10 protein-coding genes and 2 pseudogenes are annotated in these 14426 nt (G+C 42.2%); 6 read left to right on the forward strand and 6 right to left on the reverse strand.

Features of this window, described 5'->3' with window-relative positions; all coding sequences use genetic code 11:
* Positions 1-6 precede the first annotated feature (6 nt).
* Positions 7-6672, forward strand: a complete 6666-nt coding sequence (locus DA100_RS14230; RefSeq protein WP_138972753.1) for an RHS repeat-associated core domain-containing protein — start codon at positions 7-9, stop codon at positions 6670-6672.
* 15 nt (positions 6673-6687) lie between these two features.
* Positions 6688-7101 (forward strand): hypothetical protein, encoded by a 414-nt coding sequence (locus DA100_RS14235; protein WP_138972754.1) that lies wholly within the window; start codon positions 6688-6690, stop codon positions 7099-7101.
* 30 nt (positions 7102-7131) lie between these two features.
* On the opposite strand, the gene DA100_RS14240 is transcribed toward DA100_RS14235, so the two are convergent.
* Together DA100_RS14240 and DA100_RS14245 are read right to left on the reverse strand one after the other, a co-directional pair.
* Positions 7132-7494, reverse strand: a complete 363-nt coding sequence (locus DA100_RS14240; protein WP_240800930.1) for a helix-turn-helix transcriptional regulator — start codon at positions 7492-7494, stop codon at positions 7132-7134.
* Positions 7495-7528: 34 nt separating this feature from the next.
* Positions 7529-7744, reverse strand: a pseudogene (locus DA100_RS14245) (S-type pyocin domain-containing protein); the annotation flags it as partial.
* 55 nt (positions 7745-7799) lie between these two features.
* Between DA100_RS14245 and DA100_RS14250 the strand changes: the two are divergent.
* The 3 genes from DA100_RS14250 (at position 7800) to DA100_RS14265 (ending at position 9462) form a co-directional block, all read left to right on the forward strand.
* Positions 7800-8543, forward strand: coding sequence for a hypothetical protein (locus tag DA100_RS14250; protein WP_138972755.1), 744 nt, complete (start codon positions 7800-7802; stop codon positions 8541-8543).
* Between the two features lie 3 nt (positions 8544-8546).
* Entirely contained in the window at positions 8547-8870 is a 324-nt protein-coding gene (locus DA100_RS14255) for a hypothetical protein (RefSeq protein ID WP_138972756.1), read from the forward strand.
* A gap of 322 nt (positions 8871-9192) precedes the next feature.
* The gene (locus tag DA100_RS14265; RefSeq protein ID WP_138972758.1) at positions 9193-9462 is read left to right on the forward strand and encodes a hypothetical protein; all 270 of its coding nucleotides are present in this window, start codon (positions 9193-9195) and stop codon (positions 9460-9462) included.
* A gap of 31 nt (positions 9463-9493) precedes the next feature.
* Here DA100_RS14265 and DA100_RS14270 read toward each other — a convergent pair whose 3' ends face one another.
* The 4 genes and pseudogenes from DA100_RS14270 to DA100_RS14285 form a co-directional block, all read right to left on the reverse strand.
* Entirely contained in the window at positions 9494-9667 is a 174-nt protein-coding gene (locus DA100_RS14270; protein ID WP_206208573.1) for a hypothetical protein, read from the reverse strand.
* Between the two features lie 140 nt (positions 9668-9807).
* A pseudogene (locus tag DA100_RS14275) lies at positions 9808-10173 on the reverse strand (S-type pyocin domain-containing protein); the annotation flags it as partial.
* A 13-nt stretch (positions 10174-10186) separates the two neighbouring features.
* Complete coding sequence (locus tag DA100_RS14280; RefSeq protein ID WP_138972759.1) at positions 10187-10573, reverse strand: hypothetical protein; 387 nt, start codon at positions 10571-10573, stop codon at positions 10187-10189.
* A complete protein-coding gene (locus DA100_RS14285) occupies positions 10570-13152 on the reverse strand; it encodes a hypothetical protein (protein WP_240800931.1) in 2583 nt (860 codons plus the stop codon). The genes DA100_RS14280 and DA100_RS14285 overlap by 4 nt, the downstream gene beginning before the upstream one ends.
* 335 nt (positions 13153-13487) lie before the next feature.
* Here DA100_RS14285 and DA100_RS14290 point away from each other — a divergent pair, with 335 nt between their 5' ends.
* A complete protein-coding gene (locus DA100_RS14290) occupies positions 13488-14075 on the forward strand; it encodes an aminodeoxychorismate/anthranilate synthase component II (protein ID WP_138972813.1) in 588 nt (195 codons plus the stop codon).
* Positions 14076-14426 lie beyond the last annotated feature (351 nt).

Here is a 14426-nt window from a genome sequence, read left to right on the forward strand (position 1 = left end):
GTCAGTATGAAACTAGCTCGTATATCTGAATACTTTACAGTGCTATCGTTTTTATTACTTTCGTCGTTTTACTCCAATTCAGTATTTTCACTGACTGCTGATGGAGGTAAAAGCATCGAGCTATCGGGGAGTTTTTCGGTCTCTGGTGGTCAGGCGAGTTACTCGTTACCTATATCTGTTCCACCTGGGCGCGCAGGGCATCAGCCTTCATTGAGTATAGAGTATCGAAGTGACTCACCTAATGGCATATTGGGAGTAGGTTGGAGTCTAGGTGGATTGTCGTCAATAGCACGCTGTGGAAAAAACATTTATAAAGATGGTGCTTGGGGTGGGATTAACTTTGATAACAATGACCGATATTGTCTAGATGGACAGAGATTAGTCGCTATTTCCGGACGTGATGGAGGTAACTTAACTGAGTATCGAGTTGAAAATAATGGCTATGCAAAGGTTGTTTCCTTTGGGCAAGCAGGCAGTGGTCCTGAGAGTTTTAAGGTTTGGTATAAAAATGGTTCAGTTTATGAGTACGGTGTTACTCAAGATTCACGTGTAGAGTTACCTCTACGAGCGGATATCTACAAGTGGGCGCTAAACACAATCACTGATACAAGTAAGTCCAATCATATTAACTTTATCTATAACGAAGAAAATGCATCGGGTATACATAAACTCACGCAAATAATTTACGTTGGAGGTAAAGTCGATTTTGTTTACGAAGTTCGAGGAGATAGCACGTTTCAGTACCTTGAAGGTAAGTTACTTAGAAAAACAGAGAGACTCAAAGAAATAAAGGTATTTGATAGTGTAGACAATAATATTGGTAATTATAGACTAACTTATCAACTCTCTAGTGCCACTTCTAGAAGCCGACTTTCCAGCGTCGACTATTGTACTAATGGACTATGTTCTAGCGATATCCGCTTTGAATGGAATGAACGCGATGTGGTAGAACTGCAAGGGTCCAACAATACAGGTTTAACAAACCCAAGATATATAGAAACTAATGGTTCAGGTTTTGCGATTGCTTATGGGGAAGTCAGTCGTAATTCTAATAACATAATGTCTGTATTAGATCTAAATGGTCGCGTTCGACCAAATATTAGGTCATTCAGTGTACATGGGAGTATAACCTCCCCCTCCATTGCATTAAATATCTGCCCTATCAATACAGCAAGAGCTTATAGTCAAGGTAATGGCCAATATGGTACTTATTGTCAATTCAACTCTTGTTCTGGTAATAGCTGTAAATATGGTTCTAATGGAGTTAATTACGGTGATTTTGATGGTGATGGCGATGAAGAACGTATAACAGGCTATTCTAGTATTGATATCAATGGTGATGGTATCGATGATTTACATAAGTTTGATATTCCTGGTGGTAACTACCGTTACCGAATTAGTCAGCAGGGGTCTTGGTTGACTCTTCCATCTGCTGGTGGCCGCATTTTAAAGTCTTTTACTGATATCAACAATGATGGTTATCTGGATGCTGTTATGGGGTCTTCTAATGCTCAAGGAAACCTTTATGTCCACTTGTTTAACGGAATAACATTTAATCCTCCAATCTTTATTAATCACAGTGTGTCTCATCAAAGTGATGTTTACTTTGCTGATTTAAACAATGATGGGTATCCGGAGTTAGGCTATGGTCGTTATTTTTACAAAAACAATCGAAACAATAGTTTCTCAAATAGTATATTCCTTGATGCAGGAGCAAAAATATACTCAGTGCAAGATGTTAACGGTGATGGATGGGTTGATGTTATTACTCGTGAAAATGGAAAAAATGTTAAAGCACGGATTCGGTATTCTACAGCTCAAGAGCAGGACAAAATAATCACGTTTTCTGAAGTAGGTATCGATTATACAGTGACTTACCTGCATGCTTCTACGGGGGTTTATTCTACACATGTATCTAGCTCAGATATAGCAACAGCAGTGCCTTATACTGAACCAGGGCAAGGGGTTGTTTCCTATCCATATAAAGTGGTTACGCCAAATCGTTATTTAGTATCTAGTGTTATTAAATCCCCTAAGGGCTACATGCCTACAACTTATACTTATCGCTATGAAGAGGCCAAAAAGCATCTTAGAGGAGGTGGTTTTTTAGGTTTTAAAACTATTACAGAAACCGAAAATGCTGACGTGGTTACTGTAACTAAAACTACGTTTGAGCAAGATCGGCTTGAAGTGGCTGGTCGACCATTAGCTGTTGAAGTACAAAAAAACGGTAAGAAAGTTTCAGAGGTAAACTATCAGTATAAACAGCATACGCGTGAAGGCTACAGTGCTAATTATTATCAAGTTTACCCTGAACAAGTTGTTGATATTAAATTTGGGTTAGGCAGTGATGTTGCCGAAAGAATAGAAACTACAACGCGTGAATTAGATCGTTTTGGTAACGTACTTAGTGAAACATCGGTCGTATCCAGTGATATAGAAGGAGCTGGTCAGTTTACCTCCACTAAAAAGTCTGATTATCTTTCAACTAATTTTAGCGAATCAGGCGACAATTTTTGGAAAATCGGCGCAGCGATAAATTTGATCTCAACTCTCACAGATAATACGACCAATCTTACTCGTCACGTTAATAATACCTACAATTATGATAGTCGCGGTTATTTAACTCAAAGCACGGAGATGAGTTCAGACTACGAGCGCACTGATGATATTTCTACTAGGGGTAAAACTATTACCAATCGTTATAGCTATGACCAGTGGGGAAATATTGTATCACAAACTATTGAGGGCACAGATCTTCCTGCGCGAACTTCGACTACTCAGTATGACAATCAAGGTTTATATATAACCACATCGACAAATGCGTTAGGGCATACGACCACTAGCAAGTTTAACGTACGAGGAAAGCTAATAGAATCAGTTAGTGCGCTAAAAAATAGGACTACAAGTTTTGACTATGATTCTTTTGGGCGTGTAATTAGTGAAACTCTACCAGGAGTGGACAACATCAAAACTACTCAATATCGGCTTGGTTCACAGTGTAGGGGGCAGGATGAGCGCTCTTCAAGTAAGAGTGTTAGCTGTGTGACGATCAATTCTGCATCTGGAGGCGAAGTGAGATTGTACTTCGATTATGCAGGTAGAGAGGTGCGTAGGTTTCGTACTAGTTTTGATGGTCAGTTAATTGTGGTTGATACCACTTGGGACCGCAATGGGCGTAAACTCAGTGTGACTCGGCCACACTTTTTTGACCCACGGGGGTATACAATGGCTCCTTCTGTCAGGTTTACTTATGACGCCTTAGATCGTGAGGTAACCAAGCAAGAGCCTACCAGTGATGGTGGAATCGCAAACTTTACAACTGCTTATGAAGGTTACACGACTAGTGTTACCGATGCTCGAGGATTTATTCGTAGCACAGTGACCAACGTTATGGGCTACATACTGCGTAAAGATGAACCGCTCGGAGCTTATCAAACGTATCAGTATTACCCTGATGGGAAGCTTAGATCGACTATCGATTCAAATGGCAACACAACACAAATTCGATACGATAATTTAGGGCATCGTAGCTACCTTAATGACCCGGATGTCGGCCAATGGTCATACACTTACAACGCAGCGGGTGAGTTGATCTATAAGCGTGATGCAAAAGGTACGGTAACAACTATTGAGTACGATCTTTTGGGCCGTAAGATAAGTCAGACGGTAGACGGCAAAGTTTCAAGTTGGCGATATGACGAACGTGGTGCACTAGGAACGTTATCAGGTTTTTCTGGAAACGGTAGTGAAACCGATTATTACTACAACGAATCTGGTTTAACCGAAGAAATTGCTGTAGAAGTCAACAACGAAAAATTCAGCACTAACTACTTTTACGACATGTATGAGCGAATTTCTCGAGAGGTACGTCCTAATGGAATAGTTACCTCTTTAGCTGGGTCTGTGGCGCAAGTAGCTAACATCAATAGTGGTCAGAGGTTGGCTATTGAGTATGTATATAATCCAAATGGTTATATATCTGCTGTTCGTAGCCCGAAAAACTATGCGGATGACGTTTTTACTAGTGCGAGTTTCCGTGAAGGTATCAGACAGCTTCTTGATCAAGCGGTTGCTTTGGCCAGCGAGTATTTAGCTAAAGCAGAGCGCTACCTTAATCAAAGAATCTTTTATGAATCAGTAGGAGTACGGTACTTTACTAAAAATATTAGGCGGTACTACATAGTAAATGAAGTTTTATTGGCAATGCAACGTGATGGTGATCGCTTCAAACTTTATTGCACCGATCAGTTTGAATGTTACTTGCGGCCAATAAAATGGGCCGTGATAGCAGGCGATGTTTCAATTCCACTCAAGTTGATTTCACAAGATAAGATATATAGATTTATCTATGTCGCGGATTATTCAGTTATAAGGCCAGCTTCGAAAGAAGAGTTTGCCTCTAAGTCATTCACTCGTTTCGATGAGCTGTTATTGGTTGAAGATCGATACGGTTATTTTGTTAATCACCATCTAGTTAGTACTAGCGAAGGTTTCGTTGATGATCAAACAAAAAGCGAGCTAAGTTTTACTTCAAATGATTTGGCTGAGGCAGAAAGTATAGCTAATTCGCGTTATAAGAGTTATCGTGATTTAGCTTATGATTTGTTTGGTTTGGCTTTAAAAGTAGCAGATCTAAGTGGTGTGTACTGCGAATACGCTAACCAACTTGGTGGTAATCAGTTAGATTATAATCAACGTTCTAGGTGCCAGAATACTCAAGAATCAAGTCAGGCTGATCATTTGGCCCTTATCCTCACTCAGTCAGAGTTAGAGGAATCAATAAACAACCCTGCATATATCTACTATTGGCAGCGACGTGAAACGGATGCTTATGACCACACTTTGTCTGAAACTTTAGGCAATGGTCTAGTTAACACTTATAACTACGATGCTAATACTGCGCGCCCTAGCTTCATAACCACACATAAGGCTAATGTTCTATTTGATCCTCATTTATCTGGTAGCAAGGCAAAAGGGCGTAATTTGCGTTCGATTCAATACCGCTACGATAGCCACAACAACGTGACTTATCGTTATGATGATCAGCTTGGAATTACAGATACATGGCAATATGATGCTTTGGATCGTGTGAGCAGTAACCGTGTGTCACTATCGAACCCCGCCGAATATGGAGTGGGCAGTCCAGACTTTGCTGGTACATTTAATTATCAATACGATAACTTGGGTAACTTGATATTTAAGACCGGTATTGGTGACTATGTTTATAGCGCTCAACAAGCTGGGCCGCATGCGGTAACCAAAGCCAATGGTTTAAATTACCAGTATGATGCTAACGGTAATATGCTACGTGCACGAGCGGATAACAGTACCGAGAATGAGCGTGAACTCGAATGGACTGAATTTAACAAGCCGAGCAAAATCACCCGTAACGGCAAGAGCGTCGAATTCTATTATGATGCTAACCATAACCGTTATCTGAAAAAGAACAGTGATGGAATCGAAACCTTCTACTTTGGAAAAACCTATGAGCGTGTAACCGACACCAATACAGGCATCGTGCAGCATAAACACTTTATTTATGCCGACGGTAAGCTCATTGCTCTGAATACACAGACAAAAGAGGCAGACAATAGCCTTAAAGATAAACAAGTACGTTATCTGCATTACGACGCGCTGAATTCAGTAGACATGATCACCGATGGTTATGGTTTAGTCGTAGAGCGTCGTAGTTATGATACTTGGGGTAAAAAGCGTAATGTCCTCTGGCGTGAAGATGGTCCATTAGATGTGGTACAAGCCGCAATCACAAACCGAGGATATACAGGGCATGAAGAAATAGTCGAGGTTGACTTAGTGCATATGAATGGTCGTGTCTACGATCAGGAGCTAGGTCGATTTATTAGCCCCGATCCCATCATTCAAGCGCCGTATGTCACAAATAGCTTTAACCGTTATGCTTATGTGATGAATAATCCGCTCAAGTATACGGATCCTACAGGGTACTTCTGGGAGGGAGGAAGTTGTAATACCGATGGTACGATGCGTGATCGTGGCGGGAGGGTTACAGGACGTTGGGATAGGGATAGGGATAGAAATCGCAACACTCCAGCAACTCCGCCTCGCACCAAACCTAAGGTAAAAGAGGAAGAAGTGCCGAAAGTTGAGCCTACAGTAGAGCCGCCATCCCAAAAATATCAGTGGGGTAATGAAGACTTAGCTGGAGAGATGGATCAAGAGGTTAGAAATGAGGCTTTACGTGGTACAATGAACTCGCTGACTGGAGTTGAAGACTTTGTTGATGCGGCGGAAACGGTTCTAGATGCGAATGCGACTATTGCTGATAAGGTGGTTGCAGTAGGTGGTGCTTTTGCTAAGAGAACGCCTCTTGGCAAAGTGGTTAGTAAGGCTGTTACAAACAGTGCAGACAAATGGAGTAGAACCCCGAAAAGCATCCAAGATCAAATGACATTGAAAGCAGCTCAGGAAGGTCAAGGTAATGTCATTATCAAAAGCTTGAATGATCCTAAGTTCAAGGGAATGGAGAAGATGGAGCTGAAGGTTAAGTCTGCGAACGGTAATGATTCAGTTGTTCACTATGTGCGTGATCCAAACACCGGCAACTTAATGGACTTCAAATTTAAAAAGCACAATACTGATGGCTTGAATAATATTGAAAGAGTTTCTGATCCCAGGAAAGGTACTTACTAATTTTAAGAAGTGATTATGAAAGTTGTATGTAAAGTGAATAACTTGAACTCGTTCTCTGATGAAAATGTGTTGAAGCGTTTAAAGAAGTATATCTCTATGCCCGAAGGAGAAGTAGATCTTGATATAGGCAAGGAATATACGGTTTATGGCGTGGTATTTTGGGATAACAGCCCTTGGTACTATATCTGCGTTGAAGAGTATGATGAATATCCTAAACCTTTTGCTGCTGAGTTTTTCAATGTATCAGATGATCGTTTATCGTCGTATTGGAAACTATCAGCGGTAGCACAGGAAGATAGAGAGGTTTTATCATCACTTGTATTTGAAGAGTGGGCTAAAGATTCCTTCTTTTATGAGCGTCTTATAGAAGATGATTCAGAAGCTTCTGCACTGTTCAACAATTATCGTCAGTTGATGGATCAAGAATAAAATAAATCTAAGCCCGCTTCTGCGGGCTTTTTAATGCGCTGCTTGTTGGAGCACCGTATCTAGCATTTCCATCACAAACTGCTGTTTTGCCCTTGGCAGTAGCCTTACCTGTTCGATCTGCTGTTGCAGTTTCGACGCAGGCCCGCGTTTATTACTTCCCTTAGCCGCTTCTTTACCGTGTAGCAGTTCGTCTACTGAGCTATGTAAGATCTCTGCCAGCGGCACCAGTGTCGATACCGCTATCCTTAGCCGCCCAACTTCATAGTGAGCAAGCGTCTGCTGTGAAATCCCCAACTGCTCAGCAACCTGAGTCTGAGTCAATCCTAATGCCTTACGTGTTTGAGCGATCCGCTGGCCTAGTTCCTTATAAAGCTGCTTGTCTTCGGGTGTCATTTGGCTGTTCCACAGTTGTGCTGAAGCCATAATCATCCAGTTGGCCATTCTCGGGGAGGACGGTATCAGGTGTGAGTACATCGGTTGAGCCGTCAGGTGTCCAGGTAATGGTGATACCATTATCCAACTCAGCAATAAAGTGTTGCCCTTGCTGCACTGCCTCACGCTTCGCCACGCGATCACCGTACGCGCTTCCTTCGCCCGTTTTTATACCAACGATTTGTTGCTTGCCATTTTCATTTGTGTACAGCTTCAGTGAATGATTAACCTATAGTCTCTAGCCATTTCACCAATAGGGTAAAGCAATGAGTGATATAGAAGTTTCACAATTGGATATGGGTCTAATAAGGACAGGCACTGAGGGATCCCCACAAAATCATATAGTCGCCTCCAATAGCAACAGAAATCCAGGTCGTGACAGAGATCCTGAACGTAACCCAGGTACTGGTGGTACGAACAAACCTAAGGAAGTAGGAGAGCCCAAAGTTGAGCCTACAGTAAAGCCGAAAGTTGGGCCTACAATAGAGCCGCCATCCCAAAAATATCAGTGGGGTAATGAAGACTTAGCTGGAGAGATGGATCAAGAGGTTAGAAATGAGGCTTTACGTGATACAATGGACTCGCTAATCGGAGTTGAAGACTTTGTTGATGCGGCGGAAACGGTTCTAGATGCGAATGCGACTATTGCTGAGAAGGTGGTTGCAGTAGGTGGTGCTTTTGCTAAGAGAACGCCTCTTGGCAAAGGGGTTAGTAAGGCTGTTACAAAGAAAGGACTTCCTGAAAATCCCAACGATTTGTTAAAGCGAGGGTATAAAGAGACAAGTCACCCAGATGCTGCGAAGCGCGGGCATAGAACTTTTGAGAATTCAGATGCAGGTGACAAGTTAAGGTTTGATCAAGGTAAGCAAGGTGCGAATGGTTTTGAAGGTAAGGATCATTATCATCGTTATAACCCTGATGCGACAGGTAAGCAAAATCAGTATTTAGATAAGAATGGGAATCCATGTGCTCGTGGTTGCGATGCTTCTCATTTACTGCCGGGAGATTAAAACATGCAAGGCGTTAACTTTCACGAGTCTACAGTAACTGGATTTACCTTTGAGGGTTCAGAGGTAGTCTTGGTTCTTGAAGATGTTAATTGTAATGATGCTAAAGCTGATGCTAGGTTAGTCGTAGAAAATGTATCTATGGTAAAAATCGATAAAATATCATCAGATGTGATTACGATGAAGGCACCTGATGGAGAGGTTTTAGATCTTGATGTGAGTGATGGTAAGTTATTTGTATTGATCGAATGGAATGATTTTGAGGAGAGTAGTTCGTTTACGAATAGTTATGATATTAGTGGTGAGAAAGTAACTTTAGCTATTAAATAATTGTTACAAAGGGGGAAGGTAAATCAGCTAGGATACCTGTTGGTCGAGCCGGTCAACAAAATAACTTCCCTAACCCTAATGCACCAAAGCCTAGAAATCCCCCAGAGACTATCAATGGCCGGAATTATAGTGGTCATGCTATTGATAGGATGCAAGAGAGAGGTTATACCCCTTCAGTTGTTGAAAATGCGTTGAAAAATGGTACTCAGTCTGCTGGTAATAAACCAAATACAGCAGTATTTACTGATACGGCTAACAAAGTGAGGGTTGTAACGAATTCTGAAACAGGAAACGTTGTGACGGTAATTACTGGGCTTAAGTGATGACATCAAATATAGATTTAGATTTTTATAACCTTCTTCGCGAGGCTGTCCATAAAAAGTGGGATCCTATTGGGGTTTGTTCTTATTCAGAAGAAATGGGGGAATATGATGGTTATTTACCCAATCTATATAAGCTTTTGAAAGATGGAAGCTCTGAAGAAGAAGTTTTCAATTTTTTGTGGTCGGTTGAAACTGATGCAATGGGCTTGTCGGGAGATGAACACGCAACACGAAAATTTAGCAAGTTCTTGATTAAATTGAACAAGTAATACTTGGAAGCCCGCTAATGCGGGCTTTCTTTTATCTCTTAGCTGCTTGCCTTCCCGAATTCCATCTTCTGGACTGATACTTAATTATCAGACTTTCCAACACTTCCTGTATCACCATCTGCTCACCTTCAGGCATCTGACTGATCGCTTCTAGCTGTAAGGCAAGATCGTCACCAGGGCTACGTTCATGTTCTTCAAATAGCAAGAAGTCGGTACTTACATGTAGTCCGCAATTTTGGTTGGTATGTACTGCCCTTGCCCAGAATCTGTAGCTTTCCCAAGCCAATAACCATCCTCCCACTTGACGTCTTTTCCTTTTCCCGTTACCACCCCAGACTCATCACGCGCCGCTTTTTGGAACATCAGGTAAAGAGGAGGCAACCCAGCATCCGCAGGGAAGGTGACAATATATTCGGCTAGATCTTCTTCTGGGTAGAGAACCGTGCCAATTTCTTGCTCGTGCTCTTCAATTGGGTGAACCAAGATATTGTGAACATCCAGTTGGTCATTCTCGGGGAGGACGGTATCAGGTGTGAGTACATCGGTTGAGCCGTCAGGTGTCCAAGTAATAGTGATACCATTATCCAACTCAGCAATAAAGTGTTGCCCTTGCTGCACCGCCTCATGCTTCGCCACGCGATCACCGTATGCACTTCCTTCCCCCGTTTTTATACCAACGACTTGTTGCTTGCCACTTTCATCGGTGTACAGCTTCAGTGAATGATTAACCTATAGTCTCCAGCCATTCCACCAATAGGGTAAAGCATGGAGTGATAAAAAAGCTCCATATGCCAATACAATTAACCCACATAAACAGTCTGAATTTTTTAGATTTAGTGGTCACTCTATGCCTGATAAAAGGATAGGCAAGCCAGTAACCCATCAATCGAGTTCCAATTGCGTAGGACATTTGATAGTTCCATTTCATATACCCTTGGTCGTCGTAATATTTATCTAAATCCTTAGCTACCTGCTTATCAATAAATACAATTTTTTCAATATCACCTAATGAAACCATAGAGAGCATAATTGCACCAGGGATAGACCAAAGAACTAAATATCCACCAAAAGTCATACCTAAAACAATCGCAATAATCTCATACCAACTCATAGTAACTCTTCTTCAATATATTCAGATAGCTCAATACTCTTCTCATACAAGAAGTAAAAACCATCACCGATGGTTTTACCTATAGTCGAACCTCCAATTCCACCAACCGCACCGCCTGCAACAAAAGCACCAATTGAAGCAATTGCTAACACAGGCGCAGAGGTAACTCCTACAATACCCAACACCAAAACAGTTCCGCCAGCAGCGATATTTCCACCAGCAATCCCCCCACCGATACCACCAATAAATCCTGTTATTTCACGAGCCGTCACTTTGCCGCATTCTCCTGAACCATCGATAGAACAGGCTTCATAAATATTCTTCGTACCACTTGCTGCACCAAGCACTAGCCCTACGTAGCCGACTCCACGAGATGTCGCGATACCAATCGCCACGTTCGCTATACGCTTACCTAAATTCGGTACCATACCTTTTGCAATAATTTCATCAGCATTATGGATAATAGAATGAGTAGAGAGTTTTAAGTTACGTCTAATCTGAGTGTAAATAGGAATTTGAACAGAACGTTTCGATAATGCAGCAAAGCTACCATCTAGCTTTTTGAATAGCGCAGCACGTTCTGCGACAAAAGAACCATAGTTAACACCACCAACACGGCTTGCCATCGCAACTTGAGAGACGTAAAGGTGGTTAATTTCAAGAAGCACACCATTGATGTTTTTTAAATGTCGCTCAACACCTGTGGCTATAGCACCGACTCCCAATGAAGCATAAGCGTATAAGTCACCTGGAAGGCCATCTGAGCCGACTTTTTTAATTGTTTCATCAGAATAATAATCTAGCACTTCAAAATGGCGATAAACGGTAGCAACTTGTTCCTCAGTCAGTTTCGCTAACTCAACACTGGCTGTTTTCGCTTCCTCTATAAGAGCATCAAGTTTACTTGTCTGCTCTTCATTAATCGGCTCTTTGGTCGGGACAACTACAATCTCCCCTTGCCGTACAGGGTTGTTCAAGTGTGCGTTGTATTTTTTTAATAGTTTTTGAGTATCTTCGCTTGTATCTGAAGAGAAAAAGCTTGACCAAAAATCCTCTAGAGGTTGGGTTTGATCTACTTGGGTAAAACCAAGTTCAAATTCTGTCGCAACGTCAGAGACTGTTTTGATATTTACCACAGGGATGTCTTTTTCGACCAACCTTTCGTTATTAATTGAGACTATCGACGTATCAACTAAACATCGCTCTGTGTAGTTATAGAAAGTGTTTAAAGGTTGATTAAATCGCTTGGGGCTCTCCGGTGGTATCTCGTAAACAGGCTCTTTTTCAATGCTTAGCGGTTGCTGTTTTTCTACATTCAGAGAATCCCCTACCGATAGAGACATCGGGTCGGCATCGTACTGTGGATTAAGTTCCAACAACGCTTTTGGCGCTAGACCATACTGCTTGGCAATCTTCATCCACGTTTCTCGCATACCCGTTTCGAGATCAGTTTGAACAATATGCTTAACGGGCTGAGGTTGGGGTTCGGCGGGTTTCTCTGATTCAGCTCGTTTAATGATGGGTTGTTTTGTTGCCTCAAGTAACTGAGGCACATCTAATTTCACCCCATGCTCGTTCAACCACTCCTCGCTCAAATTATCCAGTTCATCACGGGTAATTTGTCTCTCTAAATAAACAAGATGTTGCCCCTCGACCACTTTGCCACCGAGTTTCCACAACACCAATATCGCGTTTTGGTTCTGGTTATAGCCTCTTTCGGGATCAAGGCGGTGATGCATTGAGTGAGTGGCATAAAAGCCCCAGTTTTTATCACCGAGAATACGGTACTCTTGGATAAGTTTGTCGTTATGAAAGTGGTAGTAAAAACCGTGAGTGGGAAAGCCTAGCCGCTCGCCGAGCTGCACAGCGGGAAAAACGGGAATAAAGCCCTCTTGCGCTACGCCACTGCCTATCGGTCTGACTTTTACTGGCTGACGAGGCGAGAGACCTAACGACTTTGATGCCACTTCTCCGACCAATTTTTTAGGCTCATCAAACGCGGTGAATAGGGTGTAGCGTGTCCCTTCTTTGATTTTGGTTTCACGCCAGCGCCCTAGTAACACTTCGTTTGTCGTTTGGGCTAAAACAAACGAACAACCAACATTGCGCTGAAAGGCATCAGCGGAGCACGCGATATCGAAATTGTACTCGTATTTTTCCTTTGGCGGCGCATCGGGATTATGAGTACGAACCGGCTCAGGGACGTAAGGGGGCATGGGAAGTGGCGGGTGTAGGCTTGTAGTGTGAGTGGTGCTTGATGCACTCCCACTCCCGCTCATCTGTGTGCGAGTTAATAGTGCCTTTTGTGCCAATGGGTCGAGGTTGTCGCGAACATGGGGATTTAACTCCCAATCTGAATGATCTAAGCCATCGCTCTCTTTTATCAACAGCGGAACTCGCGGAGAATCATTGAGTAGCAGAAAATGGCCTTGCTGTAATTGCTCAATAAATCGCTCATATCCCATGCCAGATGGGGTCACCTCTTTGAGTTCACTTTCAGACAAGGAGTCAAAACCCCCTTCCACTTGCTGAAATTCGTGCGCCATCAAATGGATAAGTTCAACGGTCTTATACCCCACGTCATGCCCTATTGAATCGTTTATGAGTGGCTCAAAGGTTACCTAGCTTGCGCTTTTATATCTATAGTTTGGATATAAAATCAATTGAATAGATGTCACATGTGTCGCAATTAAACTTCCTTTGTATCAATACTTTATAAAAAATGACACGTACACTGCTCGGTTAATCTGTGCTACGTTTTTCATCATAAGAATCATATCAACTTGTCGGGGCTTTTACGTTTCATTGGTAGTTGAGTCGGAAATTACCTTTATGATAACGCTTGCCTTTCTTTCCTCATATTGCACAATACCCGCCCTTAACCACTAAATTTGTCAACGCTAGTCCTGAAGTCATGCTGCTGATTATCGATAATTACGACTCTTTTACTTACAACCTTTACCAGTACTTCTGTGAACTGGGTGCAGAGGTTAAAGTTGTGCGCAATGATGAAATCACCCTTGATGAAATTGAAGCCTTAGCCCCGACTCATTTGGTTATATCTCCAGGGCCTTGTACTCCCAATGAGGCGGGTATCTCTTTAGATGCGATCAAACACTTTTCAACCAAGCTACCGATTCTAGGTGTTTGCTTGGGGCATCAGGCGATTGCGCAAGTGTTTGGTGGTGAAGTTGTGCGAGCGCGTCAGGTGATGCATGGTAAAACCTCGCCAATTCGCCATAATGATCGCAGTGTCTTTGCTGGCTTGAATAATCCGCTGACGGTCACTCGATACCATTCATTGGTGGTGAAAAACGGAACGTTACCTGACTGTTTTGAGCTGACCGCTTGGACCGAGTTCGAAGACGGTTCAATGGATGAGATCATGGGTTACCAGCACAAGTCTTTACCGATTGATGCAGTTCAGTTTCACCCTGAGTCGATTAAAACGGAGCAGGGACACCAGATCTTGGCTAACTTTCTCGCTCGAAAACCGATTTAAACGCTCTATTTCTCTTTATCTTATCCAGACAAAGCCGGACTTAGATCACTTTTCTTAACATTTCTTTCATATTTCCCATCGCGAATATTATGTGAAAAAGTATGCGTGATCTTTACCTCGCCTACGTTAGACCCCTTATCCGAACTATGATTAACCATAGCTTATCGCACCTATAAGAATATATTGCTTCATAAAAGTCGCAGCGTGATGCATAAATACTCAGAGGTGATGAGTATTGGGCTCCGTATCGGGTGCTAAAAAGAATAAATCACTATTGAAATGGTTAATTAAATGTAAATACAATGCCGTGATTGCTTAATGGCAAAACAATATCTTATTTCATTGATTGGA

The organism is Vibrio sp. Hep-1b-8 (assembly GCF_006124995.1).
In the GTDB taxonomy this organism is placed as follows: domain Bacteria; phylum Pseudomonadota; class Gammaproteobacteria; order Enterobacterales; family Vibrionaceae; genus Vibrio.

Excerpts from the sequence above, each read along its gene's own strand:
- DA100_RS14230 (WP_138972753.1), top strand. The coding sequence starts at position 7 with ATGAAACTAGCTCGTATATCTGAATACTTTACAGTGCTATCGTTTTTA.
- DA100_RS14235 (WP_138972754.1), top strand. The coding sequence starts at position 6,688 with ATGAAAGTTGTATGTAAAGTGAATAACTTGAACTCGTTCTCTGATGAA.
- DA100_RS14240 (WP_240800930.1), bottom strand. The coding sequence starts at position 7,494 with ATGACACCCGAAGACAAGCAGCTTTATAAGGAACTAGGCCAGCGGATC.
- DA100_RS14250 (WP_138972755.1), top strand. The coding sequence starts at position 7,800 with ATGAGTGATATAGAAGTTTCACAATTGGATATGGGTCTAATAAGGACA.
- DA100_RS14255 (WP_138972756.1), top strand. The coding sequence starts at position 8,547 with ATGCAAGGCGTTAACTTTCACGAGTCTACAGTAACTGGATTTACCTTT.
- DA100_RS14265 (WP_138972758.1), top strand. The coding sequence starts at position 9,193 with ATGACATCAAATATAGATTTAGATTTTTATAACCTTCTTCGCGAGGCT.
- DA100_RS14280 (WP_138972759.1), bottom strand. The coding sequence starts at position 10,573 with ATGAGTTGGTATGAGATTATTGCGATTGTTTTAGGTATGACTTTTGGT.
- DA100_RS14290 (WP_138972813.1), top strand. The coding sequence starts at position 13,488 with ATGCTGCTGATTATCGATAATTACGACTCTTTTACTTACAACCTTTAC.